Origin of the sequence: Virgibacillus sp., assembly GCF_013393565.1 — a bacterium.
GTDB classification, from domain to species: Bacteria; Bacillota; Bacilli; order Bacillales; family Amphibacillaceae; genus Virgibacillus; species Virgibacillus dokdonensis.
In genome coordinates this window covers 98,349-124,830 of sequence record NZ_JABXHF010000001.1, presented here as the reverse complement: position 1 = coordinate 124,830, position 26,482 = coordinate 98,349, and the positions used below count along the sequence as shown (strand labels likewise).

Sequence of the window (26,482 nt, the reverse complement as noted above, 5' to 3'; positions counted from 1 at the left end):
CAGAAAAACTCAGCTGTCAAAGTCTTTGTGACGATAGCCGAGTTTTTTTATACTATAAACCCTTAAGAATTTATACTCTCCTATCGTGCAAATAAGAAAAACGATAACATTCGCTGTTCATGCTCGGCGACAAGCTATCGTTTTTCTTTAGGATATGTTTTCATAACAATACTCACTTGACACATGAGTAATTCGTTCTCACTTTTAAGCATTCGAGTATTTTATTACCTGTTTTCTTTGGATTGACCATTGCGCTGTGTTTCCAGCTTTGCTTGTATTTTTGCTTTTTCTTTATTTGGTGGGGTTAAGCTAACAATCCGGTCTCCTACAGCAGGTACCGTCCTCATTTCTTCAGAATAAAACTTTAGTTGTCCAGAAGGTTTGATTAAATATAGGAACACTGTTGCATCATCTTTATCGGCTAAATATTGTTTGTAATTATATTGACTGGTTAACGTTGTCTGTCTAAATACATAATGATGATCTAATTTATCAAGCAAGTCTTCCATTGTAAATTTCTTATCAAACAAAATTCTTCCGCCCACTCTTGACACAACATCAACAGAATCGCCATTAAATTGGTCGAATGGACTAATTTTAAACACATTTGTCCTTCCATACTCTGGCATAAATGTCGTACAAACTAATGAATTAAAGGCATGATCGTCCGTTGCTGCCAACAAATATTCATATGGAATCGTATCTAAATTATACTCTGTTTGTTCAGATAGGATATTACCATGATAAAAATTAATCCCTGCTTCTCTTACAGTTCTTAGCTTCTCCCATGAAGAGTCTACAATAATAACTGGAAAATCTGCTTTTGAAAGAGATTTAGCTAGTTCCACCGTAAATCGATTTGCCCCAACAATCATTGCTCCTGGTCTTCCTTCCATAGACAAATGTAGCTTCTTGGACAACCAGCCAATAGAAAATCCGTGTGCCACAACGGTAAAGAACACAAGCCCAAAGGTTAACGTCGTTAAAATTTGCGCATCTTCATATCCTTGTTCTGATAAAACACCAGCAAAATAACCAGACACTGTTAATGCCACTATCCCTCTTGGAGCAATCCAACCAACGAGCGCTTTTTCATTAAACGTTAAGCTCGTTCCTATCGTGGAAAGAAAAATCGATAATGGTCGGACAAGAAACATCATAAGCAGAACATAGCCGATGATATTTGGGCTAAATATGTGCAACAGCGTTTCTAATTGCAAAGAAGCTGTTAACATAATGAAGATCGTTGAAATAAGCAGAATCGATATATTCTCCTTGAAGTGACGCATATCAGAAATAGAGCTAATCCCCATATTCGCCAGTGTTATCCCCATCGCTGTAACAGATAATAACCCTGTTTCATGAACAATTTCATCAGCTACTGTAAAACACATAATAACGACAATGACAACAGCAGGTGACTTTAAAAATTCTGGTATATGACCGGTTTCAAACATCCAGCCAATACCCCTTCCACAAGCCCAACCAAAAATCGCAGCAAAGATAGAGGCGGCAAAGAATAGAAGAAGTTGAGCTACATCAGGCTCTGATGCAGTTAGGAAGGTAATAATTTCAAAAGCGAATACGGCAAGCAATGCGCCGATTGGATCGACAATAATCCCTTCCCATTTTAAAATTTTTGCAGGTCGTGCTTTTAACTTCGATTGGCGTAAAAGCGGCATAATAACCGTTGGACCAGTAACGATAAACAAGCCACCAATTACAAAAGCTACTGCCCATGAGAGTCCTGCAATATAGTGTGCTGTTAACGAGCCCAGAATCCAGGCGATAAATGCACCAACCGTTGAAATACGAAAGACTGGTTTACCTAGCCCTCGTAATTCTTTAAAACTTAAATTTAAGCTTCCTTCAAATAGAATAATGGCTACAGCTACAGAAATAATCGGACTATATAAACTGCCAAAGTCTTCTTCGGGATTCAAAAAACCAAAAATAGGACCTGCCAACAACCCTGTTATGGACATAACGACAATCGCAGGCATTCGATAACGCCAAGCGACCCATTGTGATCCGATCCCTAAAAGACCGATTAGCATGATTTCAAATAGTAAAGATGGTACCATGTTATACCTCCTCGGTTAAAATAAAATTGGTATGACTCCTTTTCTTGGAGGTATAGAACTGCCCCTCCAATTGTAATGACTATAATAATTACTGTTAAAATTGAAGGAGCAGAAGAATAAACTGCTTTAAAATTGATTTGTAAACTCATTTCCCTTAAAGAAACGGTTAAAACTAAACTCACTCATGATAAGCTAAGCCATAATAGCAGAACAAAGGCGCAAGCGCCCGTTTAGCAACGTAGCGAGTGGAACCAAGCAACTAAAGTTTTAGGAATCATGCTCCTGCAACAGGAGTATGCCGGCGCCCTCCGGCAAGCCCGTCTTTAGTCGGCCTTCCTATTTAGTACGAACCGATGATGACTTAGCTTAGGGCGATTTCGTGAAGTCGCCTAGTTGCTGCGCGCTTAACCCGGACGTGGCTTATTTTCTTATACCAAAGCATCTAATTTTTATACTTTCTTATCCTTTTAGAAAAACTTGGCTTACCACCAAAGCTTTATTGGGGAAGCTGTCGTTTTGCTTATACTATAAACCTTTAAACTATTATACTTTCCTAATAGTTTAAATCTTTCGTGCCGAACCTACGTTATAAGTTAAACACAAGATAAAAACATTTTAAAGGTGAAAAGCAATAATGTAAACAATTTTTATCAAATAAGATTTAAAATAAATTATTGCAAACTTTTTTTCTTTTACGTTTTTTGTATGAAAGAAGTATGCATAATACTGCTTCCATGAGTTACCCCTTCATTTTTATGGACATTGTGGGAAAGTATCTAAAATTTTAAGGTTAAAGTATGGGTAAAACGAAGGCTTTCATCATAGAGGCGTGAAGATAAGACAAGTTTTTATACTGTTTTATTGACATAGAAAACAACTACCTGTTACTATAATGACTGCTTTGTACTATTTTCAAAAAAGCGACATCAAAAGGCGAAATTTTCAGATTATAGAGCCAATTTTTACTTAGAAAACATAGACAAGGTATTATTTATTATTGTCAGTTAATTCTAATTCTCTAAAAAACTCGGCTTATTAACTAGTTGTAAAAGCTATTATTTTATACTGTTCATTTTAAAATTTTATACTTTCAAAATAGTTAAAATACAACGCTTGTTAATCATCCTGGAAAAGCATTGCCTTTTAATACGGAGGGAACAATCATGAAACGTGATACATTTATTATTGGTTTTATGCTATTTGCTTTGTTTTTCGGCGCTGGTAACTTAATCTATCCTCCTATTTTAGGAGTTTCTTCAGGCTCGTCTTTTTTTCCAGCTATTATAGGATTTATCATTACTGGCATTGGCATACCAATTTTAGCAGTTACAGCAATTTCTTATGTAAAAAATGATGCTAGAGAACTTGGAAATCATGTTCATCCTTTGTTTGGACTTATTTTCACCTGTCTTGTTTATTTAGCAATCGGACCATTTTTTGGCATACCAAGAGCGGCTACTGTTGGTTATGAAATGAGCGTTGAGCCGCTATTACAAAATACTTCTTCCGCAGCTTTATTGCTATTTACGAGCATATTCTTCTTAGCTGTTCTTTTCGTCAGTTTAAACCCGTCCAAAATGGTGGATCGCATCGGTCAGCTACTAACACCAATCCTATTGCTTTCCATCGCAGCGCTAGTCATTGGAGGACTTATTTTATTTAATCAGCCACTACCAACAGCTTCTGGAGATTATGCCCAAAATCCATTTTTCACAGGTTTTGTTGAAGGATATTTAACAATGGATGCAATCGCTGCATTAGCCTTTGGTATTATTGTTGTGCAAACTTTTAAAGAGCGTGGATTATCCGCAAAAGCGGACATTATAAAAGCAACGTTAAAATCCGGAACAATAGCAGGAGTTGGACTAGCTATCGTCTACGCTTCTCTCGGTTGGATTAGTGCGAGAATGCCGAATGGTAGCTCGTTTGTAAATGGCGGCGAGATATTGTCAGAAGCAGCTACGCAAATATTTAACACGTCAGGTACATTGTTACTAGGAATTATCGTAACATTAGCCTGTTTTACAACATCTGTAGGACTCGTTGTAGCCGCTTCGCAATTTTTCGCAAAAATCAGTCCAGTACCCTATAAGTGGCTTGCGGTCATTATTACATTCGCAAGTTATCTCATTGCCAACCAAGGACTAAATACAATCATTCGTTTTTCTGTACCAGTACTTGTTTGCTTATATCCAATTGCTATTGTGCTTATTCTACTTACCTTTATGCAGCCACTGTTTAAAAATAAGCAAGCTGTTTATCGAGGAGCCATCCTCTTTACTGCTATCGTCAGCTTGTATGACGGAATACTAGAATTAGGAGTGAAAATGTCATTTATCTCGGAATATATGACAATGCTTCCGTTTTCTAATATCGGATTAGGTTGGTTGCTTCCTGCAATCATCGGTGGATTCATTGGTTGGGTTCTATCCAAAATACAAAAGCGTGAAGCGTCTGTTTGAATGAAAAATTTTTATATTAGTCTACGAGGTAAATAAAAAAAGTGGTTCCAATTATTTAGCTTTTATGATTAGAACCACTTTTATTTTTTCTGACAGGTAATTTTTTATTTAAAAACTGATCTACTCTTGCAGCTTCTTCAGCCTTGATAACGTAAACAAAATTAATACGATCAACATAAACAAAAAATAGATTTCTTTCTTTACTGTAATAGTCTATTTCTTCCCAACTATTTGTTATATTTCTTTCTTTTTTTGGATCATTGGGAAATAAAGTAGCATGAATCCCGTCTTCAGAGATAGTTGTAAGATATTCACCTAATAGTCCTATATTTTCTTTTGTTAAACGTCTATTTGTACTTGTTATAAGATCCTTTTTTTGCTGCTGCAAAGAAAGGATAGAAGTTATGATAAAGCTAATAAGAACTAAAACTAAATAAAAATCAAATCCTCTGCCCATTACGAGAGTAGGAAAAGCACTTAAAATAAGGGAAAGAACTAAAGCGCCTATGACCATCCATTTTTTAGCTCGCTTAGCCCTCGTACTGTTCTCGTTATAATTTTCAGCTAACTTTTGAATATCTCCGTGATTTAAAATATAATTTAATTCCATTTTCCTCATAAAAACCTCCGTATTTAAAGTTCTTTAGGATACTTATTTCAACTTAAATATAGTGTATAAAAGTTAAACTAAATATCAAATTTTGCAATATACCCCCTTTTCCATTCGAAATTACAGTTCGATCATATATTTTTTAATTTTAACACAATTTATGTAACGATAAATCAGAAAATACTCTATTCCCATATATTTTCACCTAGCCATAAATACGTAATCATGTTGTAAAATATGTTAAGATGGATGGGGTAAAGGAGGAAAATGACATTGGGTTTACGTGAAGAAAAACTATTACAAACCTATTTTGGTTACCAACAATTTCGACCAGGTCAAAAGGAAGCTATTGACTTTATCATAAATGGAAACAACATTCTTGCTGTTATGCCTACAGGAGGCGGAAAGTCGTTATGCTATCAAATACCCGGACTAGCCTTAGAGGGAACAGCAATTATTATCTCCCCACTTATTTCTTTAATGAAGGATCAAGTGGATGCTTTACAAGCTTTAGGGGTTGCCGCTACATATATCAATAGTTCCTTGTCTCCAGAACAGCAGCAAACGCGTCTACGAGACATTTCGCTAGGGAGATACAAGTTTGTCTATGTAGCTCCAGAACGATTTGAATCTAGCTTTTTTATGCGTGTATTGCACCGCATACGCATATCCTTAATTGCTTTTGATGAAGCACACTGTATATCACAATGGGGGCATGATTTTCGACCTAGCTATCGCTCCATTATTCCCCAATTGCAACAGTTACCAAAAAGACCTGTGATGATGGCTCTAACAGCAACAGCCACTACAGAAGTAATTGAAGATATTCAGCAGCAACTACATATTGAAAATGTTGTTAACACAGGTTTTGAAAGAGAAAACCTCGCTTTTCATGTCATTAAAGGAAGAGATAAGCGCGCTTACATTCAATCTTTCTTACAAGAACGAAAAGAAGAATCTGGGATTATTTATGCAGCTACAAGAAAACAAACGGATTCTCTCTATGATCAGCTTGAAACGCAAGGGTATTCTGTGGCAAAATATCATGCAGGATTATCAGAAATGGATAGAAAGAGAGCCCAAGCTGCCTTTATTCATGATGAAAAACAACTTATGGTAGCAACGAATGCGTTCGGTATGGGAATTGATAAATCTAATGTTCGCTTTGTGATTCATTACGCCATGCCAATGAATATTGAATCGTATTACCAAGAAGCAGGTAGAGCTGGCAGAGACGGGGAGAAAAGTGATTGTATCCTGTTATTTTCTCCGCAGGATATTCAACTACAAAAATTTTTAATTGAACAATCCAATATGGAAGAATCTGTGAAGCAAGCAGAATACCGTAAATTACAAGCAATGATTAATTACTGTCATACACATAGTTGCTTAACCGATTATATTTTAGGTTATTTTCACGCTTCATTGAAAAAAAGATGCGGACGCTGTAGCAATTGTGTAAAACGACAAGAGAAAGTGGATATGACAGAAGAGGCACAAAAAATCCTCTCCTGTGTAAAACGAATGGGCGAAAAATTTGGCGTAGGTATGACAGCTAAAGTGTTAAAAGGGTCTAAAGATAGGAAAATCAGGCAATTCCGCCTACATACTTTATCTACATACGGTATTCTGTCCGCCTATACCGAAAGAGAACTGACAGAATGGATCCAGTTTTTAGTTGCTGAACAATTGCTAGCAACCGAAGAAGGGAAGTTTCCAACACTAAAGTTGAACCAACAATCCGTTGATATATTAAAAGGGAAAAGAACCGTTTGGATGTTTACTGCTCCTATGCCAACAAATGACGTAGCAGATTATCATGAAGATTTATTCACTTCACTACGACAATTAAGAAAGCAGCTAGCGGAAGAACAAAACGTGCCACCTTACATTCTGTTTTCCGATGCAACACTAAAGGATTTAAGTAGGTATTTTCCAACTACCAAAGAAGAAATGTTACTGGTTAAAGGAGTTGGCGAAAGGAAGTTTGACCAGTATGGAGAAGCGTTTCTAACCGTTATTCAAAAATGGCGAGAAGAACACCCTGATGTTCAAAAGGTAATTCCCATTCAAGAATCAAGACCTATAAAAAAATCGAACCCTAAACAGGAAGACCAGCCAAGTCACATCATAAGTTATCAGCTATTTCGGTCGGGAAAAGCAATTCAAGACATCGCTACTATGCGCGATCTATCTGTACAAACCATAGAAAACCATTTATTTAAAGCTTTTAAAGACGGATATCCTATCGCTTGGGAAATATTTTTCACCTCACAGGAAGAAGAAGCTGTTTTGGCTGCTCGTGAAGAATTGGACGAACCAAAACTAAAACCATTAAAAGATTCTTTACCAGACACAATTGGGTATACAAAAATCAAAGCTGTTTTAACGAAGCACGGTCATTTATAAAGGAAATCTTAATCAGCGAGAAGTCCCTTCTTCTCCACAAATCGTTAGTAATCTAAAGGCATGGCTTAAAGCTACCGCCAAAACCTTTATAATAAAATCTGCCAATACGATAAACCTAAAAAACTGATGCTTGGGAGCAAAGGCGCAAGATCCCGTTTAGCAACGTAGCGAATGGAATCAACAGAGATAAAAGAATTATACCCCTGTTTTAGTCGGCCTTCCTATTTAACACGATCCGATGATGACTTATCGTAGGGCAATGGAGCTGAAGTTACCAAGTCTTATGGCAGAAAAATGCTGTCGTTTTCTTATACGATAAATCTTTAAACTTTTATACTTTCCTATAGTGTAAACCAAAACATCCATCTCGACTTACACACTCGAGATGGATGTTTTGCTTTATTTCTTATTTCCAAACAAGCAATCAGCTTATTACTTCTTTTTCCACGCCCATGTTCCGTTCCGAAACACCGGCTCAGTTGTGCCATCGGCAAATACGCCATCGATATCAAGTTGATCCGAACCAATCATAAAGTCAACGTGACTTAAGCTATCATTAACGCCATGTTGATCTAATTCCTCCTCATTCATTTGCGCTCCGCCTTCCAAGTTCGTTGGATAAGCTTTTCCTAATGCGATATGACAAGAAGCATTTTCATCAAATAACGTATTGTAAAAAATGAGCCCAGACTGTGATACTGGTGATTCATGAGGAACAAGAGCCACTTCACCAAGACGTTTAGAGCCTTCGTCAATATTTAGTAAATGCTCTAATGTATCTTGACCTTGTTCAGCGGTAAAATCAACAACTTCTCCATCTTTAAATGTTAATTTGAATCGATCAATCAAGCTTCCGCCATAATTCAACGGCTTCGTACTTGAAACAGTACCGTTCACGCGATATTTATGCGGCAAGCTAAACACTTCTTCTGTTGGCATATTCGGATTAAACGTTATACCACCCTCCGTTTGGGCAGAGCCGCCTTTCCAGATATGTCCTTCTGGAAGCTCCATTTCCAAATTTGTACCTGGTGCTTTAAAAATAAGCTTCTTATAGTTTTTATCGTTTAAAACCTCTCTTGCCACACGTAAAGAAGCATTATGCTCCTCCCAAGCAGCTATAGGATCTTCCTTATCTACACGAACAATTTTCACAATCGCCTCCCAAAGGCTCTCTATAGCAGCTTCTCTTGATTTATTAGGAAAAATCTTTTGCGCCCAGTCCCCTGTAGGGATCGAAATAATGGACCACGCAATCTTATCATTCATCGTATATTTGCGAAAATTTTTCATGGCTTCTGCGCCTGCTTTATTTGCTTTTGCCACTTTAGCTGAGTCAATTCCTTGCAATAAGTCTGGATTCGTTGAACGAATGTTTAAAACTGCTGCTCCATCCTCAGCAAAACTTTCATGAAGCATGACTCTCCATTCTGGGAAATGGGCAATGACTTCATCGGGAGCATATTCGAACTTAAGCCGTGTTAGTTCGTCGTCTACCCAATTAATATGTACGTTTTTCGCTCCCATTTCATAGGCTTTGCGGACTACAATTTTTGTGAAGTCCGCCCCTTCTATTGGTGCATTAATCATTAAAGCTTGCCCTTTTTGTAAATTAACACCTGTACGAAGTGCTAATGTAGCATATTTTTTTTGTACTTGTTCAGTAACCATTGTTAACCTCCAAAAAATAATTAGTGTATATCCTTTATTATTCCACAAATACAATGAAAATACCAAAGCCGAACATTTACAAAGAGAAAGTACTTCTTGTATGTGTAAAATATTTCACGAGGAGGACATTAGAGCCTATTTCTATTCAAAAAAAATAAAATAACATGTTAGCGTAGGAAAAACACGAAGACTTCGATGGGAAAGCGCAATGGGATGACCCCGCAGCAGCGATCACTAGCTATGTATTTATAACCAATTGTTCCTTTTAAAACAGTAAAAGTGGACGTAAAGAGGTTGGATGTTTGGGCTATACTTATGTAGAGAAAAACTTAACACAAACGTGCTTCTTAGCAAACTTTACGCAACATCTAAAATATGATACCCTAGAAACAAGTTACTTTTCGTAATAACTGTTTATCTATGGGAATGGATACCAATTGAGGTGATGATCTATGGATACGAATCTATGCCCTCGTTTTGAAAAAGCAATGGGCTTATTAAGCACAAGATGGGTAGGACTCATTCTGTTTGATTTACTTAAAGGTACAAAGCGATTTTCGGAAATGGAAGCTGATTTACCAATAAGTGGACGTTTACTTTCAGATCGACTAAAAATGTTGGAAAAAGAAGGTATTGTTACAAGAGATGTCTACTCGGAATTCCCTGTTCGCATTGAATATTCTTTATCCGAGAAAGGAAAAGCACTCGCACCAGTCATTAAAGAAATTCAAAAGTGGGCAGAAGAACATATTTCCGATGATGAGACAAGTGAGGAATGTTAAACAAAGATCTTTTTCCCGAATATTGACGCATGAACAAGAGCGCCTCCTATACATAGGACGCGCTCTTGTTTTTTGTGTTTGTTTATTTAGAATGCTCTGCTTGTTCTCGATCCCAATATTCAATACCTTCCTGATCATCTAACACATCGCGGTAAAAGACAGGATCTTTTCCTGCTTTCCGTTGTCTACGATAATCTTGAAGCACTTGATTAGCGATTTTAAACAATCTGGCTATCGCATACAAGTTAATTAAAGCCATAATTGCCATCGTTAAATCAGCTAATGACCAAACAAAGTCAAACGAAGCTATTGCACCAAACGCCACCATTAATAGCGCTCCGATTCGATATAAAAATAAACCTACTTTACTATCCCGGATGTACGTTATATTTGTTTCCCCATAGTAATAATTCCCTAAAATGGAACTATAAGCGAACAATAGTATAGCTATGGCAATAAAACCGCCAGCCCAATCTCCTATATGGAAAGTGAACGCATTTTGCGTCAACTGTATACCGTCAGCCTTACTTCCTTCAAAACCACCTGCTGTAATAATCACAAACGCAGTGGCACTACAAATTAAAATCGTATCAAAAAATACCCCTAATGCCTGAATAAGCCCTTGCTTAGCAGGATGGGTAACTTCAGCAGTCGCTGCAGCATTTGGGGCACTACCCATACCTGCTTCATTAGAGAACAAACCACGTTTAATCCCCATCATAATAGCTGCACCAAAACCACCACCAGCTACTTCACGAATTCCAAAAGCATTGGAGACGATATACGTTAACATATCTGGGATTGCAGTAATATTTGTAATTAAAATATAAATAGCTAATAAAATATATAAAATAGCCATTACAGGTACGATGATTTGTGTTACATTCGCAATGCTCTTTAATCCACCAAAAATAACTATTGCAGTAAAAACAAATAAAATAATAGCAATAACTTCACTATCAATGGCAAATTGATTTTCAAACGCCAAACTAATAGTATTTGATTGAACAGAGTTAAACACCAATCCGTACGTAAACGTAATTGTAATCGCAAATAACACTGCAAGCCAACGACTTTTTAGTCCTTTTTCCATATAATATGCAGGTCCACCGCGATATTGATCTTCATGAGGAACTTTATATACTTGCGCTAATGTACTTTCTACAAAACCAGAGGCTGAACCAAGTAAAGCGATGATCCACATCCATAAAACCGCTCCCGGGCCTCCAGCTGCTATAGCTGCAGCTACGCCAGCCATGTTCCCAGTCCCCACTCTCGATGCTGCACTAATGGCAAAAGCTTGAAATGAAGAAGTCCCTTTTTTACCTGCAGCACTAATGGTTCGTTTATCTGCAATAACTCGAAACATCTCAGGTAAGTATCTGAATTGCACAAAACCTGTTTTAATCGTAAACCATAAGCCTAATCCAAGTAATACAGCAATTAAGACGTATGTCCATAAAACATTATTTACATCACCAATCAAATTTTCCAAAAATAACACGATTATTCCTCCTCTTGTTTATGATGTCATTCCACACATCATAAAACAACAAACTTTTTAAATAAATTGAAATATTCCCCTATTCATCTCCCCTTTAGAAAAACTTCGCTTATCGCCAACTCTTTTTGACAATATAGCTAATCTCTCCTTATTATTGGTTACTGCGCAAATTAAAACAGCCTGACTCAGCAGGCGGACGTCTTTGAAAAAGATTCCCTTTTACATATAAGGTTGTACATCGCATTACAGTCATCATAAAAAAATCTTTCATTTAATTCTTCCGCCTAACTAAGCCAAAGATGTCGTGGAAGACCCTTTTCCACCCAAAGAGCTTCAGCTTCCATTTGCTTGTTATTGTATCATTTTACATTAATTTCTCGAACGATTCCATGGGTAATCTGTGCCAAAAATTTCAGCAAATTCTTTTGCCTGCTTTCTCCGCTCTTTTCTATGTTTGGCGCGATCTGCTGCTGATGCATGCAGTTTCTGTTCATGTTCGGACTCTGGAACGACACTTGGCACAGGTTTAGGTTTTCCCTCTTCATCTATCGCTACAAATGTTAAAAAAGCAGTTGAACAAACCTGCCGCTGTCCAGTTCGTAAATCTTCCGTTACTGCTTTCACAAATACTTCCATCGACGTGTTGTGCGTCCAGGTAACGAAAGCTTCCACACAGATAGAATGGCCTTCTTTTACTGGAGCTAAAAAGTCAACCGAATCGGTAGAAGCTGTAACAACGGGCATACGAGCATGTCGTGATGCGGCTATAGCAGCAACATCATCCATATAAGCCATGAGCTTACCGCCAAATAACGTACCATACGTATTCGTATCTGGTGGCAACACATACGATGTTTTGACTGCCAAAGAATGTGTACAAGTTCTTTTTTCCACTTTACCCCTCCTTCTTATCATTTATCCGATACTTAGGGTGCTGTAAGACTTACTTCAAGAATTGGAAGATGGAGCTGGACAAGACTTCGTGCGAGATAACAGCACAAAATCCTTTTTTCGTTAGAGACCTTTAGGTCACATATTATTGGCCTACTAACAATTAGTGCTCCTACAGATGAAAGGCTTGCTTTATAATACTGGCGAAAGAAGTCGTGAAACAGACTCTTTAAATCGAATTCCTAACGACCGCTGGCGATATAAACCTTCTGTCATTTGTGTCGATAGCAACATGTCTTCTTCAAATTTCGATACTAATTGTTGCGTCAAATCATTATCATATAAAAAAGCATTCACTTCAAAGTTTAAGCGGAAGCTACGAACATCAATATTTGCTGTTCCAACAGAAGCGATTTTACCATCTACTACGATGGTTTTGGCGTGCAGAAAGCCATTTTGATAAATAAATACTTCTGCTCCTGCTTCTAATAGATCCCCTATATGTGATAATGTTGCCCAATATACGAAAGGATGATCTGGTTTATTAGGAATCATGATTCGAACATTGACCCCAGACAGTGAAGCAATTCGCAGTGCATCACGCAAGCTTTCATCAGGAATAAAATAAGGAGTTTGAATATAAACATAGTCTTTTGCAGTCATGATCATTTTAATGTAGCCATTTTTTATTTGCTCCCAATCCGAATCAGGTCCACTGGAGACAATTTGTACACCAACATGACCTACTGGGTTAGCACTATAATAACGGTCTTCATATAAGATGTCGTTACGAGAAGCTTGGTTCCAATCTAATATAAAACGTGTTTGCATTTGGCGTACAGCATCTCCGTAAATACACAAATGCGTGTCACGCCAATACCCAAATTTTTTATTCATCCCTAAATATTCATCACCAATATTAAAGCCACCAATATACCCTACCTTTCCGTCAATAATGGCTAATTTACGATGGTTTCGGTAATTTATTTTAAAATTAATCTTAGGTATCTTAGGAGGAAAAAAAGCTTCTACTTCTACACCGGCATTAAGAAGTTTCTTTATATACTTTCGACTTAAAGATCGTGACCCCATATCATCAAACAACATACGTACTTCTAGACCTTCTTCTGCTTTTTTTATTAACACATCTGCAATTCTTTGGCCGAGCTGGTCACTACGAACAATATAATACAACAAATGAATATGATCTGTAGCCCGTTCTAAATCTTTGATTAAGGCTTCAAATTTCTCCTTACCATCTGTAAAAATCTTTACTTCATTATTATGAGTGAAAATTGCATCGTCGTTGCGTAAATGTAAATAATAGAGGTCTTCATATTTAGCGATGTCTTTGTTTTTAAATTCAAAAGTTCCTTCTTCAAGCGCACGCAACTGCGATTGTACGGCTGCTTTTACCCCTAATCTACTTTTGGTATCCCAAGTGAAAATACGCCTTCTGCTAATTGGTTTCCCAAAAATCAAATACAGGATAAACCCTGCAATTGGGATAAACAATAGCACCATTAGCCAAGCCCAAGTTGAGGTTGGATCTTTTCGTTCAAGAAAGATAATAGAAATTCCTAAGGCAATATTTAAAATTAAAACAAAGCTTAGCAAATAAGAAGATAGATCTATTTGCATTACTTTCCCCCCTTCCCCAACCTTACTCCATTTTTTTTACACTCTCCCATAATACTATAGCATACCATGTTATTCATTTTTTATCTATTGTATTTTAAAATCCCCTTTTCATGTATAAACAAAACATAGATTTACAAAGTCTTTACGGCCAAAGCCTTTGTTTTATTTATAAAATTAACCTTCATTTTAATGTTTTTCTATGTATTTAGAAAAGCTTGGCTTGTCGCCAAATCTTATGGCGAAAAAACGCTGTCGTTTTTCTTATACTTTAAACCTTTATACTTTCCTATAGTACAAAAAAACTTTCCTCGGAATCTGGAAAAGGCTTTTTACTTACTATTCTTTCTTTTCTTGCAAAAGAGATTTAGAATGACTATATTATATTGACATCCATCTGGAGAGGTTACATGCTTTCTTTGTATTAAAAAAGCTTAACTGCACAGTGCTTTCATCAATATATAAACGTGAATTTTCTTTTTTTATCTCTTACTCACCATATTATTTTACATGAAAGAAGGGAGAACATGACCGTTACACAAGATAAAACGGGTATCATACATACCTTAGGAGCTTATGCTTTATGGGGAGTTCTTCCCATTTATTGGAAATTTCTAGAGAGCGTTTCACCTGGCGAAACGCTGGCACATCGAATTATATGGTCGGCTATTTTTATGATTATCATTGTACTTATTGTTGGGAAATGGCATGAATTGCTTCGCGAATGGAAGGCATTAATGCAAAACAGACGAAAATTCATAGGCGTTTTTATGGCAACTACTGTTATTAGTCTCAATTGGCTGACATTTATTTGGGCGGTGCACAATGATCATGTTATTCAAGCAAGTTTAGGATATTATATTAACCCTTTAATCAGTATTTTGCTTGGTATCCTTGTGCTGAAGGAATCTTTTACCTTTAGACAGACCATTTCCTTTATCATGGCAGCTATTGGCGTCCTTTATTTGACAATAAGTTATGGCGTATTTCCTTGGATATCTTTATTGCTTGCAACGAGCTTTGGGTTGTACGGTTTGTTAAAGAAAAAGATAGATATTGGTCCTATGATTGGACTGACAATCGAAACGATGTTAATTTCTCCAGTCGCTCTTCTATTCTTATTGTTTCTTCCGCAAAACACTTTTCAATGGAGCACCATTCTATCAACGACAAACATGCTACTAATAGGTGCTGGCGTAGTTACAGCAATACCGTTATTACTATTTGCAAGTGGAGCGAAACGCATTTCTTTATCCTTGGTCGGCTTTTTGCAATACCTTGCACCAACGCTTATGTTGTTAATAGGAGTTTTTTTATATAAAGAGCCATTCACTTCTGCTCACTTCATCGCATTTTTATTCATATGGTTCGCACTGATTAACTATCTGTTAGCTAGTTACCAAAAGCCTACAAAAAAGCAATTTAAAAAAGCAAACTAACGCTTTATTAAAAACAAACAGTTGAACAAGCAAGCTCTAATAACAAAAATCACCGTTGACAAATTCATTTGAACCTTATATAATATTCAGTAATTTAAATAACATCTCTTATTATGAGCGGTGGAGGGAATAGGCCCTATGAAGCCCGGCAACCTGAAAGCAACCAACTTTGCTTTTTACGGTGCTAAATCCTACAAACCTATTATAAGGTTTGGAAGATAAGAGGAGGACGGAATGTATATTTTAAACCCTCTTCTTAAGAAGAGGGTTTTTTATTTTTTGTTTTCATTTCTTCCTTGCAAACTACTTACTTCTAACCAATAGTAGAAAAACTTCGCTTATCGCCAAGTCTTATGGCGAAAAAACGCTGTCATTTTTCTTATACTATAAACCCAAAAAATTTTATACTTTTCTATAGTGCAACACAAGATGCATGGTTCTTATCCATGCACTCTCTTTTTCAATTAGTCGAATAGCAAACCCATTTTTACATTTAATCAAAGGAGGAAAAATAATGAGTCATTTTTTTACGCAAAATCCAGAAACTGCATTACTTCACGGTGGGCAAACCCCCGATTCAGAAACAGGAGCTAGAGCAGTCCCTATTTACCAAACGACCTCTTATGTATTTAACGATACAGAACACGCACAAAACTTATTCGGTTTAAAAGAACCTGGAAATATATACTCCCGAATTGGTAATCCAACTGTAGATACGTTTGAACAACGTGTTGCCCAACTAGAAGATGGTGTCGCTGCAGTAGCTACATCTTCTGGAATGGCCGCAATCACTTTCGCTATTTTAAATGTAGCAAGTGCTGGGGACGAAATTATTACCGATAGCAATCTTTACGGTGGCACATACAATTTATTTGCTAATATACTTCCTCGTTACGGAATTCATGTAAAATTCATAGATGGTTCCAATCCAAATGAAGTAGAGGCTGCAATTACTGAGAAAACAAAAGCTATTTTTGGGGAAACGATCACCAATCCCAGCCTGCATGTTTTTGATATTGAAACGATCGCAGCAATAGCACATGCACACCATATCCCTATAATTATCGATAATACCTTTGCCCCTTACCTCGTTAAACCATTCGCATGGGGAGCAGATATTATTGTCCATTCTGCAACAAAATGGATCGGTGGTCACGGAACAACGATTGGCGGGGTGGTTGTAGACGGAGGAAGGTTTGATTGGAATCACGATAGATTCCCAGGTTTTACCGAACCTGATGCAAGTTACAACGGCTTGCGATTTGCTGATGTTGGACCTGCCGCTTTCGCTACAAAACTACGTGTACAATTAATTCGTGATATTGGAGCTTGTTTAAGCCCACATAGCGCATTTTTGTTGCTTCAAGGGTTAGAAACGTTACATTTACGCATGCAACAACATACGAAGAACGCACAAAAAATTGCTGCTTTTTTAACAGATCATCCAGCAATTGATTGGGTTAATTATCCTGGCTTGTCCAATCATCCTTCCTATCCATTAACAAAAAAATACTTTCGTGAGGGTACTGCCGGGTCAATTATAACGTTCGGTATTCAAGGTGGAAGGGAAGCTGGAAGACAATTAATTGATCAAATTGAATTATGGTCGCATGTAGCAAATGTAGGTGATGCTAAATCGCTCATTATTCACCCTGCATCTACCACACATCAACAGCTAACAACGGAGGAATTAGCCGCAAGTGGGACAACAGAAGAAACCATTCGTTTATCGGTTGGCTTAGAGTCTGTTCATGATCTACTCATTACTTTGGACAACGCAATAGCAAAAGCTACAGGGGAACAAGCAACCATCGCTATTGGTGAACAACAGGCTATCCATTGGCTGCTTCATTCTTCTTTTTTAAGAGACGGTGGAAATGTGCGCAAAAAATGCCTTGCCGTATACGGTTTAGAAACAGCAAATGAAACAGACCGAAAAAAAGTCTTCCAATTACAAGCGTTCGGATTCGATATAGCTGTTGTGGGAAGTACTAACCTAACTATCCCTTTACCACAATATAAAGAATTAACGGACATCCCAGTAGTGGACGCTACTTGGTCACTGCAGCCTACATTACCAGCTCCACTGTTAGAGCAGCTCGTAAATAAAGACTGTAAGCTTTTATGGGTGGAAAATACAAATGAAACAGCTGCTACGATAGAACATGCCAAAGCAACTGGCATTACCGTTATTACACAAAAAAACCCTTATGAAGAAGCGTTATTGCTTCGAAACAATGCTACGGAGGCACCTGTATTTGCATAGCATACCATTACCTTTTTTATAACAGGTTTATTTGTTTGTATAATTGGAAAAATTATAACTAACCTTCCCTTTCTGATCGCCTTGTAATTGAAGGCGATCTTTTTTACTATTAGATTTTTTTGGTTTATAGTAGAACAAAGGCAGGGCGCTCGTTTAGCAACGTAGCGAGTGGAACAAATCAACGAAAGTTTTAGGAGTCATGCCACTAAAACAGGGGTATGCCGACGCACTAAGGCAAGCCCGTTTTAGTCGACCTTCCTATTTAGCACGAACTGATGATGACTTATCGTAAGGCGATTTCGTGAAGTCGCCTAGTTGCTGGGTGCTGGCTTATTAGGTTATTTGGTTATACATAAGCCCCTCATTAGCCCCTAATTTTATACTTTCTTATCTCTTAAGAAAAACAAAGGCTTTCTTCCTACGACAAGCCAAGTTTTTCTAATGATAAAATGAATGAAGGTAGCCAAAATCGGCAAGCTATGAAAGTAGTCAGTAGAAATAGAAGATTTGATACGTCTAATTGGAAAAATTCAACTTATGATATAAAGTGAATTTCTAATCAGTGGAATTTTCTTTCATCCCCTACTTATTTTAAAAGTTGGGATGCTGTTAGCTCAGAACAGCGCGAGTTTTATAGTATCTTATAGTCGGGATAAACTTCAAAATATTATACTGCCCTATAGTGTAAGCAAATGCTTGTAGTATACATATGCTGTATACTACAAGCAGCCAATACTCTAATCATACAAACAAAGTCCTCATTAAGTTAGTATAGTTACCATAAAACTTTTAACAAGCCCGATGTTTAAAACTAATCCACTTAGGTGTTGATAACGATGCAAAAAAAGAAATTAATAACCGGAGTAACTCTCCTGTTACTCATCGTAGGAGCCACGCTCTATATTTTCATACATGAAGCAGATCAAGCAAATCTTGCTGAAAAGGATATAAAGCAACAGGATGCAGCAACAAAAGAAAAAACGGCCAACATCAAAAAGCATGAGCAAAAACCATCGCCAAAGCTTTTTATTCATAAAGAGCAACAGGTTACGAAGCATTTTTATCAATCAAGACATATCACGGCAATTGGTGATTCGTTGACACAAGGTGTTGGCGATGAAACAAAACAAGGAGGCTATGTCGGAGCCCTTGAACAAATAATGACTCAAGCAAACACAGAAGCTTCTTTTGATAATTTTGGTGTACGAGGCAATCGCTCAGACCAACTACTTAAAAGACTGCAGCAAGACGATATTATTGCTTCCATAAAGCAAGCGGACATTGTATTTATAACAATTGGCGCTAATGATGTGATGCGTGTATTAAAAGAAAATATTACAAATCTCCAAATGGAGGCATTTGAAAAAGCTCGGGTAGACTATGAAAAACGACTTCATAAAATCTTAACCAACATCCGAACGGTAAATGCAGATACGAAAATTTACTTACTCGGTTTTTACAACCCTTTTGGGCAGTATTTTAAGGACATTAAAGAACTGAAGCTAATTGCAGACAATTGGAATAAAACTGGTAAAGAGATAATAACTACGTATGAAAACAGCTCCTTTATACCAATTAGTGATTTATTTTCAAACACAGATGAAAATTTGTTTGCAGAAGATAATTTTCATCCAAATCAGTTAGGCTATGAGCGGATTGCTGAACGTATATTTGAGGTTCTAAAGAATGAACAAGAAAGAGGATGAACAGCATGGGGAATAGAACGGAACATACCAAAAGTAAAAAGTGGAAAAGGCTATTTATCGGGTTACTTTCCTTTAACATGATCCTGCTTTTTGTATTGCTCACACTTATTTTTTGGCCAGTTCCACAAGCTGAATACCCAGAAAAAGCTACTGAAGAAACAGATGCAAATTCAGAATTTATTGTTCGTACGACTAAAAAAAATTTAAACGATTTGGCCAATACGTATATTGACCAATTGCTTGAAGGGACAGATCATGAATATCGTATTGAACTAGGAGATGATGTACACTTAATTGGTGAATTACCTGTTTTTTCCTCAACCGTTCCATTATCTGTTCATTTAGAACCTTTTGTACAAGAAAATGGAGATATTATTTTGAAACAGAAGTCCATTTCTATCGGCTTATTAAAACTACCGAACAAAAAAATTATGGAATACATGGATAAATACCTCCCGATGCCAGAATGGGTTACTGTTAATCCAAAAGAAGAAGAAATATATGTAGCTGTGACGGATATCGAGTTAAAAAGTAATTTTCAGGTCGCCGTCGAACATATTGACTTACAGGCAAATAATTTATCGTTTAAATTTCGTATACCATATCAAACATTAGGTATTAATTAAGCGAAGCTAGAATATCTAGCTTCGCTTATATTAGCTTGTGAAAATAGTATTAAAAAATGGCTCGTAGGATGAGGAATAACCTCAATAAGAGCTTCCTCCTCGCTACGAGTTATTGTTCGTTCATATGAGAATAAATAATATATGATGACATAACCTGCGCTTCTTCTTTTGAATCACACATTGCTGTTTTATTACGGTATGGATAGTCGCCGAGCCTTCCTTTGTATATTAACTGCATTCCCTCATGACTTCTTATATCTTCAGGGGTCACAAAGCAAGTCGGCTTTTTAAGTTGAAAATGTTCGACATCATTTAATACAGTTGCTACAAATTGCGAGCAGAAGAATGCACACTTCCGATTAATTTCTATTTGCAACAAGATGCCGATTAAACCGATAAAATTGTAACGGTAGCGATCTTTGTCACATTCAATTCGCTCAATATGCTGCAAGATTTGCTCACGCTCTTCTTCAGATACGGTAAAACGATAAACTGCACAAGCTGCATTCTTTAAAAAATCACTATGAATGTCTTCTTGAACAAACCCCCCAATAAAAGGATTTTTGGGCCGCTTCCGACCAAAGCTATACAATCTCTGCAAATCCTCATCAAATCCGATGGAAACGTGGTTCAAGGACTGTTTTGTAAAGAAATGAATAGCTTTCGCTAAATTCGTGCCCGTATCTGTGAAGAGAAGATAAATGAATTTTTCCCCCAATACACATATCCCCTTCCATCTATGCTGTAAAAGAGCTAAATTAAATAGGTTAGCACGTCATGTTGTTAGCACCCCTGTGTATTTCAAAATTACTCCTGTAGATGATAAGACTTTCTAACATAGGGATTTTTACTATTGATTACTGCAATAAGGTTTTGGTAAGATGCTTTAAAAGAAACAGCATGTAAGATTGTTAGTTTGAACTTTTTAAATAGGAGTCAAACACCTTAAAGCACATTCTCTCTAAAAACTCCTCACATAGCATATTTAAGCGTTAATATTCGCTATTATTTCTACCATTTCATTGTATTCCTGATCGAAATTGTATATGCGCTTGAACCCGCGGCTTTTCATTACAGACGGACACTTTCCTCAGGGGTGTTTAAGCCTCCTTACTCGCCAAAAAACACCAAGCTCATGCGTTTTATACAGGAGTCGCCGCATGAAGTTGATAAAGCGACTGCTTACCTGCTCATACTATTACTGGAATTAACTTGGACGCTTCTTATTCTTGACATATCTACCCACCGCAGATCTTTTAAAAGAGCAATTCATACCTCACCTTTCTTATACTATTACAAAAAAAACGCATTTGCACAAGTATATTTTTAGCATAGAAAACACAAGCTTGTCGGCAAACTATTTTATCAAGCCATCGCTTAATTTTGAGAAGTGAATACATTCCCTCAGAAAGCGCCCAAATGAAAACAAGGATAGTTCAGCTTTATTTTATTTATCCTGTTCATTTTTCCTTGTAGTACTAAAAGCGATTGTTATTCATGAAGCCAAACATTGACGAATTACTTGAAATAACGTAAGCTAACGTTGATTACTTTTATTTTATTGGAGGAAATTAAACCGAATGATTAATGTATCGAATGTGAGTTTACGATATGGCGATAAAAAATTATTTGAAGATGTGAACTTAAAGTTTACTCCAGGTAATTGTTATGGATTAATTGGTGCAAATGGAGCTGGTAAGTCCACTTTCCTTAAGATATTATCTGGTGAAATAGAGCCACAAACGGGTCATGTCTCCTTATCTCCAGGCGAACGCCTTGCTGTTCTAAAGCAGGATCATTTCGCTTACGAGGACTATAACGTTATCGACACGGTGCTTATGGGGCATGAAAAGCTTTACGCTGTGAAACAGGAAAAAGACGCTATTTATATGAAAGGCGATTTTACGGAAGAAGACGGCATGCGTGCTGCTGAACTAGAAGGCGAATTCGCTGAAATGAATGGCTGGGAAGCTGAATCTGATGCAGCTGTTCTATTAAAAGGACTTGGCATCGATGAGTCACACCATGATAAACAAATGGCTGAGCTACATGCAGACGAAAAAGTGAAAGTGTTACTTGCCCAAGCGCTATTTGGCAATCCGGATATCTTATTATTAGACGAGCCAACAAACGGGTTAGACATTCATGCCATTCAATGGCTAGAAGAATTTCTCATTCATTTTGAAAATACCGTCATTGTGGTTTCCCATGATCGCCACTTCTTAAATAAAGTATGTACACATATTGCGGATGTTGATTATGGAAAAATTGAAATTTATATCGGTAACTATGACTTTTGGTATGAATCTAGTCAGCTAGCAACGAAAATGGCACAGGAAGCAAACAAAAAGAAAGAAGAAAAGATTAAAGAGTTACAATCATTTATTGCACGCTTTAGCGCTAACGCTTCCAAATCTAAACAAGCGACATCAAGAAAGAAATTGTTAGACAGCATTACGCTGGATGATATAAAACCATCTTCAAGAAAATACCCATATATTGCCTTTACCCCAGAACGGGAAATTGGAAATGATCTACTAGCTGTTCAAGGATTAACAAAAACCATTAATGGTGAAAAATTATTGAATAATGTTAGTTTTACGATGAATAAAGATGACAAAATCGCCTTTGTTGGTGGCGATGATGTAGCAAAAACGACACTATTTAAAATTTTGATGGGGGAAATGGAACCAGATGCGGGAACGTATAAATGGGGGGTCACAACATCCCAATCTTACTTCCCAAAAGATAATAGTGCTTACTTCGAAAATAGTGACTTACCTTTAGTAGACTGGTTAAGACAATATTCACCAGAAGATGAAACAGAAACTTTCTTACGTGGCTTTTTAGGGAGAATGCTATTTTCCGGGGAACAAGCGTTGAAAAAAGCAAATGTTTTATCTGGAGGAGAAAAAGTACGCTGTATGCTATCCAAAATGATGTTGAGCAACGCCAACGTACTTCTTTTGGATGAGCCGACAAACCATCTTGATTTAGAATCCATTACTGCTTTAAATAATGGACTTATCAAATTTAAAGGTTCCATTTTATTTACATCTCATGACCATCAATTCATTCAAAGTATTGCCAATCGCCTCATTGAAATTACACCGAATGGTTTGATTGATAAAGAGATGAGCTATGATGAGTACGTACAAGATAAAGAATTGCAAGCGAAAATTGCTACTATGTACAACAAGTAGCCAAAGGAAAGAAACATTGTAGATAGAATCCGTTATAGTACGATAAGACGGGGACAAAGGCGCAAGCGCCCGGTTAGCAACGTAGCGAGTGGAACGAAGCAACTAAAGTTTTAGGAATCATGGTGAGACGGTGTTGCACGAACCATTGATGACTTATCGTAGGGCGATTCGTGAAGTCGCCTAGTTGATGGGCGCTGGAGCCGGACGTGGCTAAATAACTTAGTAAGTTATCCACAGCTGCAAAATTTATAATTTCCTAGACGGTTAGAAAAACTTGGCTTATCGCATAGCGATAAGCCAAGTTTTTTCTAATGTGCTTGTTTCTGTTTAATTTTACTTAACATATCCGTTGTCAGTTTGTCTAAATCATATTCCACTTTAAAGCCCCATTCATCAATAGCACAGGCGGAATCTAAATTATTTGGCCAACTGTCTGCAATTGCTTGTCGAAACGGGTCAACATCGTATTTTAATGAGAAAGAAGGAATATGCTTTTGGATCGATGTAGCAAAGTCCTCCGGTGCTGCGGAGAAAGCTGAAATATTAAAAGCATTACGATGTTGTAGTTTATTTGTATCACATTCCATCAATTGGATAATGGCATGGATCGCATCTGGCATATACATCATATCCATGTACGTACCCTTGCCTATATAGGACGTATAGTTCCCCTTCTCTACTGCTTCATAATACATTTCAACAGCATAATCCGTCGTTCCACCGCCTGGTAATGTAACATGTGAAATTAAACCAGGGAAACGTACACCACGGGTATCCACTCCAAAACGAGTGTGGTAATAATCAGCTAACAGCTCGCCAGATACTTTATTCACCCCATACATTGTCGTCGGGCGTTGCAATGTATCCTGTGGTGTGTTATCTTTCGGTGTTGTTGGACCAAAAGCTCCAATGGAACTTGGGGTGAAAAATTGCAAATCTAATTCCCGAGCTATTTCAAGCGCATTAACTAAACCGCCCATATTAATATCCCAAGCTAGCTTCGGATTTTCTTCCGCTTTAGCTGATAATAAAGCTGCCAAATGCATCATTGTATCTACTTGATACTTCTTTGTAACGTCAGAAAGTTGCTTTGCATTTGTTACATCAACAACTTCAAACGGGCCTTCTGCAATACGTCCTTCCGCCTTGCGAATATCTGTCGCTATTACTTGATCCGTACCGTAAATTTCTCTTAACTTTATAACAAGCTCTGACCCTATTTGACCCAAAGCTCCGGTTACTAATATTTTTTTCATCCGTGAAATCCTCTCTAGTGCTAATCTTTCTTAGAAAAACTTGGCTTATCGCCAAGTCATATGGTGGAAGCCTTCGTTTTTCTTATCTTTCCTATCGTGTTAAATAACGCCAAGTTCCTTACCTACTTTTTCATATATCGCAATAGCCTTATCTAGCATTTCTTTCGTATGTGCGGCTGTTGGCATATTGCGTACACGACCTGTTCCGCGTGGTACGGTTGGGAAAACAATGGACTTCGCGTAGACGCCTTCTTCATTTAAGCGCCTGCTAAATGTTTGTGTCGCATTCTCATCACCAATAATACAAGGAGTAATTGGTGTTTCGCTATTACCAATATCAAAGCCTAGTTGCTTTAAGCCAGCTTTTAAATAATTTCCATTTTCCCATAACTTTTCATTTAGCTCTGTGCTTTCCATAAGGATTTCAACAGCTTTCGTACTTGCTGCCGCATCCGCAGGTGAAACAGCTGTGGAGAACAAGAACGGACGAGAACGAACTTTTAACCAATCAATAAGATTTGCTTTGCCTGCTACGTACCCACCAATCACGCCGATTGCTTTCGACAATGTACCCATTTGAAAATCTACTTTATCCTGCAACCCAAAATGTTTTACTGTGCCTGCCCCTTTACCAAGAACACCAGAACCGTGAGCATCATCCACATACGTAATCAGGTCGAATTCCTCGGCAATGTCAACAATTTCTGGAAGTTTCGCAATATCCCCATCCATCGAAAACACACCATCGGTAATGACCATGATTTTATTGTATTGACCAGATTCGACAGCTTCTTTCGCCTTTTTTCGCAAATCATCCATATCGGAATGATTAAAACGAATAATTTTCGCTCTAGATAAACGACATCCATCAATGATGGATGCATGATTTAATTCATCCGATAAAATGGCATCATGCTTATCCATTACCGCAGATATAGCTGCCATATTACAGTTAAACCCAGATTGGTAGGAAATAACCGCTTCCGTGCCTTTAAATGCCGCAAGCTTTTTCTCTAATTCAAGATGGAGATCAAGCGTTCCATTGATAGTACGTACAGCACCTGCACCAACACCATGTGAATCGACCGCTTGCTTGGCAACTTGCTTCAATCTATCCTCTGTCGCTAATCCTAAATAGTTGTTTGACGAAAGGTTAATTAACGTCCTGTCACCAATTTTTATTTCTGGACCATTTGGACCTTGAACAGGATCAATTTCATTATACAAGCCTCGTTCTTTCAAATCAGCAATATTGTCATTTAAAAAAGAATTTAACGCTTTACTCGTCATTTTTTTGTCCTCCTTTATGTAAGTTTGTGTTCGTTTATACTTCCTTAAACCCATCATCCACATTTCACCATTTCATACGCATATGGATGCTTACCTCGCTACAGCAACATCATCTAAACCCCATTTTTAAAGAACTAGGCTATCGCCAAATCTATATGACGATGAAACACCGTCGTTTTGCTATACGATAAACCAATAGTGGAACAAATTGAAGTAAAATGTTGCTACTATCGTTCCTATAAAGCAGAATCTTAGGGCAATTTATGCGCACGATAATCTTACTATTCCCCTTTCAGTTTAACACAAGTACAACAAAATGTTTAATCGTAAAATGACTGTAAAACTGGTATTAGGATACAAAAATGGGGGATAAAACTTGCAACTTTGTAAGATTCACCTGTTAAAATGTCACCAAAAACAATGGCTACACAGTAGCAGGTTATTTATACTGAGTGTAGAAGTCATAGAAAGCATATGAGGAGGGAAGGATTATGAAGAAATTATTAGTTGTTCTATGTGCTGTACTTATTATTACTTTTGGAATATTTGGATATATAGAAATAAACAGTAATTCAAATGAGATCATTAACGAAAACCCTAACAGCATAAAAGTTCAAGAGAGCTGATCCAATTTCTTTCCGTGAG

The 26,482-nt window shown here is 37.2% G+C and carries 18 protein-coding genes and 1 riboswitch; of the genes, 9 read left to right on the top strand and 9 right to left on the bottom strand.

The genetic code is table 11. From position 1 onward, the window contains the following. Nucleotides 1–224 precede the first annotated feature (224 nt). The gene (locus HLX49_RS00490; protein ID WP_296360393.1) at nucleotides 225–2,084 is read right to left on the bottom strand and encodes a cation:proton antiporter; all 1,860 of its coding nucleotides are present in this window, start codon (nucleotides 2,082–2,084) and stop codon (nucleotides 225–227) included. Between the two features lie 1,163 nt (nucleotides 2,085–3,247). Between HLX49_RS00490 and brnQ the strand changes: the two genes are divergently transcribed. Next, nucleotides 3,248–4,546: a branched-chain amino acid transport system II carrier protein gene (brnQ, locus tag HLX49_RS00485; protein ID WP_077702326.1), complete on the top strand. Its 1,299-nt coding sequence runs from the start codon at nucleotides 3,248–3,250 to the stop codon at nucleotides 4,544–4,546. Nucleotides 4,547–4,601: 55 nt separating this feature from the next. On the opposite strand, the gene HLX49_RS00480 is transcribed toward brnQ, so the two are convergent. Then, nucleotides 4,602–5,165 carry a hypothetical protein gene (locus HLX49_RS00480; RefSeq protein ID WP_077702324.1) on the bottom strand — a complete coding sequence of 188 codons (564 nt, stop codon included), beginning with the start codon at nucleotides 5,163–5,165 and terminating at the stop codon, nucleotides 4,602–4,604. A 264-nt stretch (nucleotides 5,166–5,429) separates the two neighbouring features. On the opposite strand from HLX49_RS00480, the gene recQ reads away from it, so the two are divergent. Beyond that, nucleotides 5,430–7,565, top strand: a complete 2,136-nt coding sequence (recQ, locus tag HLX49_RS00475) for a DNA helicase RecQ (protein ID WP_141130668.1) — start codon at nucleotides 5,430–5,432, stop codon at nucleotides 7,563–7,565. A 432-nt stretch (nucleotides 7,566–7,997) separates the two neighbouring features. Here recQ and HLX49_RS00470 read toward each other — a convergent pair whose 3' ends face one another. Further along, entirely contained in the window at nucleotides 7,998–9,236 is a 1,239-nt protein-coding gene (locus tag HLX49_RS00470) for an aminopeptidase (RefSeq protein WP_077702322.1), read from the bottom strand. Nucleotides 9,237–9,688: 452 nt separating this feature from the next. On the opposite strand from HLX49_RS00470, the gene HLX49_RS00465 reads away from it, so the two are divergent. Continuing rightward, on the top strand, nucleotides 9,689–10,018 hold the full coding sequence (locus HLX49_RS00465; protein WP_077702321.1) for a winged helix-turn-helix transcriptional regulator: 330 nt from the start codon (nucleotides 9,689–9,691) through the stop codon (nucleotides 10,016–10,018). A gap of 82 nt (nucleotides 10,019–10,100) precedes the next feature. Here the strand turns inward: HLX49_RS00465 and HLX49_RS00460 are convergent, their stop codons facing one another. The 3 genes from HLX49_RS00460 to cls all read right to left on the bottom strand — a co-directional run bounded on the left by HLX49_RS00460 (nucleotide 10,101) and on the right by cls (nucleotide 14,054). Continuing rightward, complete coding sequence (locus HLX49_RS00460) at nucleotides 10,101–11,513, bottom strand: alanine/glycine:cation symporter family protein (protein WP_414930256.1); 1,413 nt, start codon at nucleotides 11,511–11,513, stop codon at nucleotides 10,101–10,103. 378 nt (nucleotides 11,514–11,891) lie between these two features. Then, nucleotides 11,892–12,416: an acyl-CoA thioesterase gene (locus HLX49_RS00455; RefSeq protein ID WP_176087263.1), complete on the bottom strand. Its 525-nt coding sequence runs from the start codon at nucleotides 12,414–12,416 to the stop codon at nucleotides 11,892–11,894. A 189-nt stretch (nucleotides 12,417–12,605) separates the two neighbouring features. Continuing rightward, nucleotides 12,606–14,054, bottom strand: coding sequence for a cardiolipin synthase (cls, locus tag HLX49_RS00450; protein ID WP_414930254.1), 1,449 nt, complete (start codon nucleotides 14,052–14,054; stop codon nucleotides 12,606–12,608). Nucleotides 14,055–14,578: 524 nt separating this feature from the next. Here cls and rarD point away from each other — a divergent pair. The 4 genes from rarD to HLX49_RS00430 all read left to right on the top strand — a co-directional run bounded on the left by rarD (nucleotide 14,579) and on the right by HLX49_RS00430 (nucleotide 20,088). Next, complete coding sequence (rarD, locus tag HLX49_RS00445; RefSeq protein WP_077702318.1) at nucleotides 14,579–15,490, top strand: EamA family transporter RarD; 912 nt, start codon at nucleotides 14,579–14,581, stop codon at nucleotides 15,488–15,490. A gap of 105 nt (nucleotides 15,491–15,595) precedes the next feature. Continuing rightward, nucleotides 15,596–15,715: riboswitch (SAM riboswitch) on the top strand. A gap of 289 nt (nucleotides 15,716–16,004) precedes the next feature. After that, the gene (locus HLX49_RS00440; RefSeq protein ID WP_296360378.1) at nucleotides 16,005–17,756 is read left to right on the top strand and encodes an O-acetylhomoserine aminocarboxypropyltransferase/cysteine synthase family protein; all 1,752 of its coding nucleotides are present in this window, start codon (nucleotides 16,005–16,007) and stop codon (nucleotides 17,754–17,756) included. 836 nt (nucleotides 17,757–18,592) lie between these two features. Then, on the top strand, nucleotides 18,593–19,462 hold the full coding sequence (locus HLX49_RS00435) for an SGNH/GDSL hydrolase family protein (protein WP_101933295.1): 870 nt from the start codon (nucleotides 18,593–18,595) through the stop codon (nucleotides 19,460–19,462). 5 nt (nucleotides 19,463–19,467) lie between these two features. Further along, a complete protein-coding gene (locus tag HLX49_RS00430) occupies nucleotides 19,468–20,088 on the top strand; it encodes a YpmS family protein (protein ID WP_296360376.1) in 621 nt (206 codons plus the stop codon). Between the two features lie 109 nt (nucleotides 20,089–20,197). Here HLX49_RS00430 and HLX49_RS00425 read toward each other — a convergent pair whose 3' ends face one another. Next, nucleotides 20,198–20,806, bottom strand: coding sequence for a hypothetical protein (locus tag HLX49_RS00425; RefSeq protein ID WP_077702314.1), 609 nt, complete (start codon nucleotides 20,804–20,806; stop codon nucleotides 20,198–20,200). Between the two features lie 862 nt (nucleotides 20,807–21,668). Between HLX49_RS00425 and HLX49_RS00420 the strand changes: the two genes are divergently transcribed. Next, nucleotides 21,669–23,291 (top strand): ABC-F family ATP-binding cassette domain-containing protein, encoded by a 1,623-nt coding sequence (locus HLX49_RS00420; protein ID WP_296360375.1) that lies wholly within the window; start codon nucleotides 21,669–21,671, stop codon nucleotides 23,289–23,291. 308 nt (nucleotides 23,292–23,599) lie between these two features. Here HLX49_RS00420 and HLX49_RS00415 read toward each other — a convergent pair whose 3' ends face one another. Together HLX49_RS00415 and HLX49_RS00410 are read right to left on the bottom strand one after the other, a co-directional pair. Then, on the bottom strand, nucleotides 23,600–24,547 hold the full coding sequence (locus HLX49_RS00415; RefSeq protein WP_077702312.1) for an L-threonine 3-dehydrogenase: 948 nt from the start codon (nucleotides 24,545–24,547) through the stop codon (nucleotides 23,600–23,602). 99 nt (nucleotides 24,548–24,646) lie between these two features. Beyond that, on the bottom strand, nucleotides 24,647–25,837 hold the full coding sequence (locus HLX49_RS00410) for a glycine C-acetyltransferase (RefSeq protein ID WP_101933293.1): 1,191 nt from the start codon (nucleotides 25,835–25,837) through the stop codon (nucleotides 24,647–24,649). A 491-nt stretch (nucleotides 25,838–26,328) separates the two neighbouring features. Here HLX49_RS00410 and HLX49_RS00405 point away from each other — a divergent pair, with 491 nt between their 5' ends. Then, nucleotides 26,329–26,463 (top strand): hypothetical protein, encoded by a 135-nt coding sequence (locus HLX49_RS00405; protein WP_257790354.1) that lies wholly within the window; start codon nucleotides 26,329–26,331, stop codon nucleotides 26,461–26,463. Nucleotides 26,464–26,482 lie beyond the last annotated feature (19 nt).

What these genes read in the sequence shown, in the direction of transcription:
- HLX49_RS00490 (WP_296360393.1), bottom strand. Translation starts at nt 2,084, where the DNA reads ATGGTACCATCTTTACTATTTGAAATCATGCTAATCGGTCTTTTAGGG.
- brnQ (WP_077702326.1), top strand. Translation starts at nt 3,248, where the DNA reads ATGAAACGTGATACATTTATTATTGGTTTTATGCTATTTGCTTTGTTT.
- HLX49_RS00480 (WP_077702324.1), bottom strand. Translation starts at nt 5,165, where the DNA reads ATGAGGAAAATGGAATTAAATTATATTTTAAATCACGGAGATATTCAA.
- HLX49_RS00470 (WP_077702322.1), bottom strand. Translation starts at nt 9,236, where the DNA reads ATGGTTACTGAACAAGTACAAAAAAAATATGCTACATTAGCACTTCGT.
- HLX49_RS00465 (WP_077702321.1), top strand. Translation starts at nt 9,689, where the DNA reads ATGGATACGAATCTATGCCCTCGTTTTGAAAAAGCAATGGGCTTATTA.
- cls (WP_414930254.1), bottom strand. Translation starts at nt 14,054, where the DNA reads ATGCAAATAGATCTATCTTCTTATTTGCTAAGCTTTGTTTTAATTTTA.
- rarD (WP_077702318.1), top strand. Translation starts at nt 14,579, where the DNA reads ATGACCGTTACACAAGATAAAACGGGTATCATACATACCTTAGGAGCT.
- HLX49_RS00440 (WP_296360378.1), top strand. Translation starts at nt 16,005, where the DNA reads ATGAGTCATTTTTTTACGCAAAATCCAGAAACTGCATTACTTCACGGT.
- HLX49_RS00435 (WP_101933295.1), top strand. Translation starts at nt 18,593, where the DNA reads ATGCAAAAAAAGAAATTAATAACCGGAGTAACTCTCCTGTTACTCATC.
- HLX49_RS00430 (WP_296360376.1), top strand. Translation starts at nt 19,468, where the DNA reads ATGGGGAATAGAACGGAACATACCAAAAGTAAAAAGTGGAAAAGGCTA.
- HLX49_RS00420 (WP_296360375.1), top strand. Translation starts at nt 21,669, where the DNA reads ATGATTAATGTATCGAATGTGAGTTTACGATATGGCGATAAAAAATTA.
- HLX49_RS00415 (WP_077702312.1), bottom strand. Translation starts at nt 24,547, where the DNA reads ATGAAAAAAATATTAGTAACCGGAGCTTTGGGTCAAATAGGGTCAGAG.
- HLX49_RS00410 (WP_101933293.1), bottom strand. Translation starts at nt 25,837, where the DNA reads ATGACGAGTAAAGCGTTAAATTCTTTTTTAAATGACAATATTGCTGAT.
- HLX49_RS00405 (WP_257790354.1), top strand. Translation starts at nt 26,329, where the DNA reads ATGAAGAAATTATTAGTTGTTCTATGTGCTGTACTTATTATTACTTTT.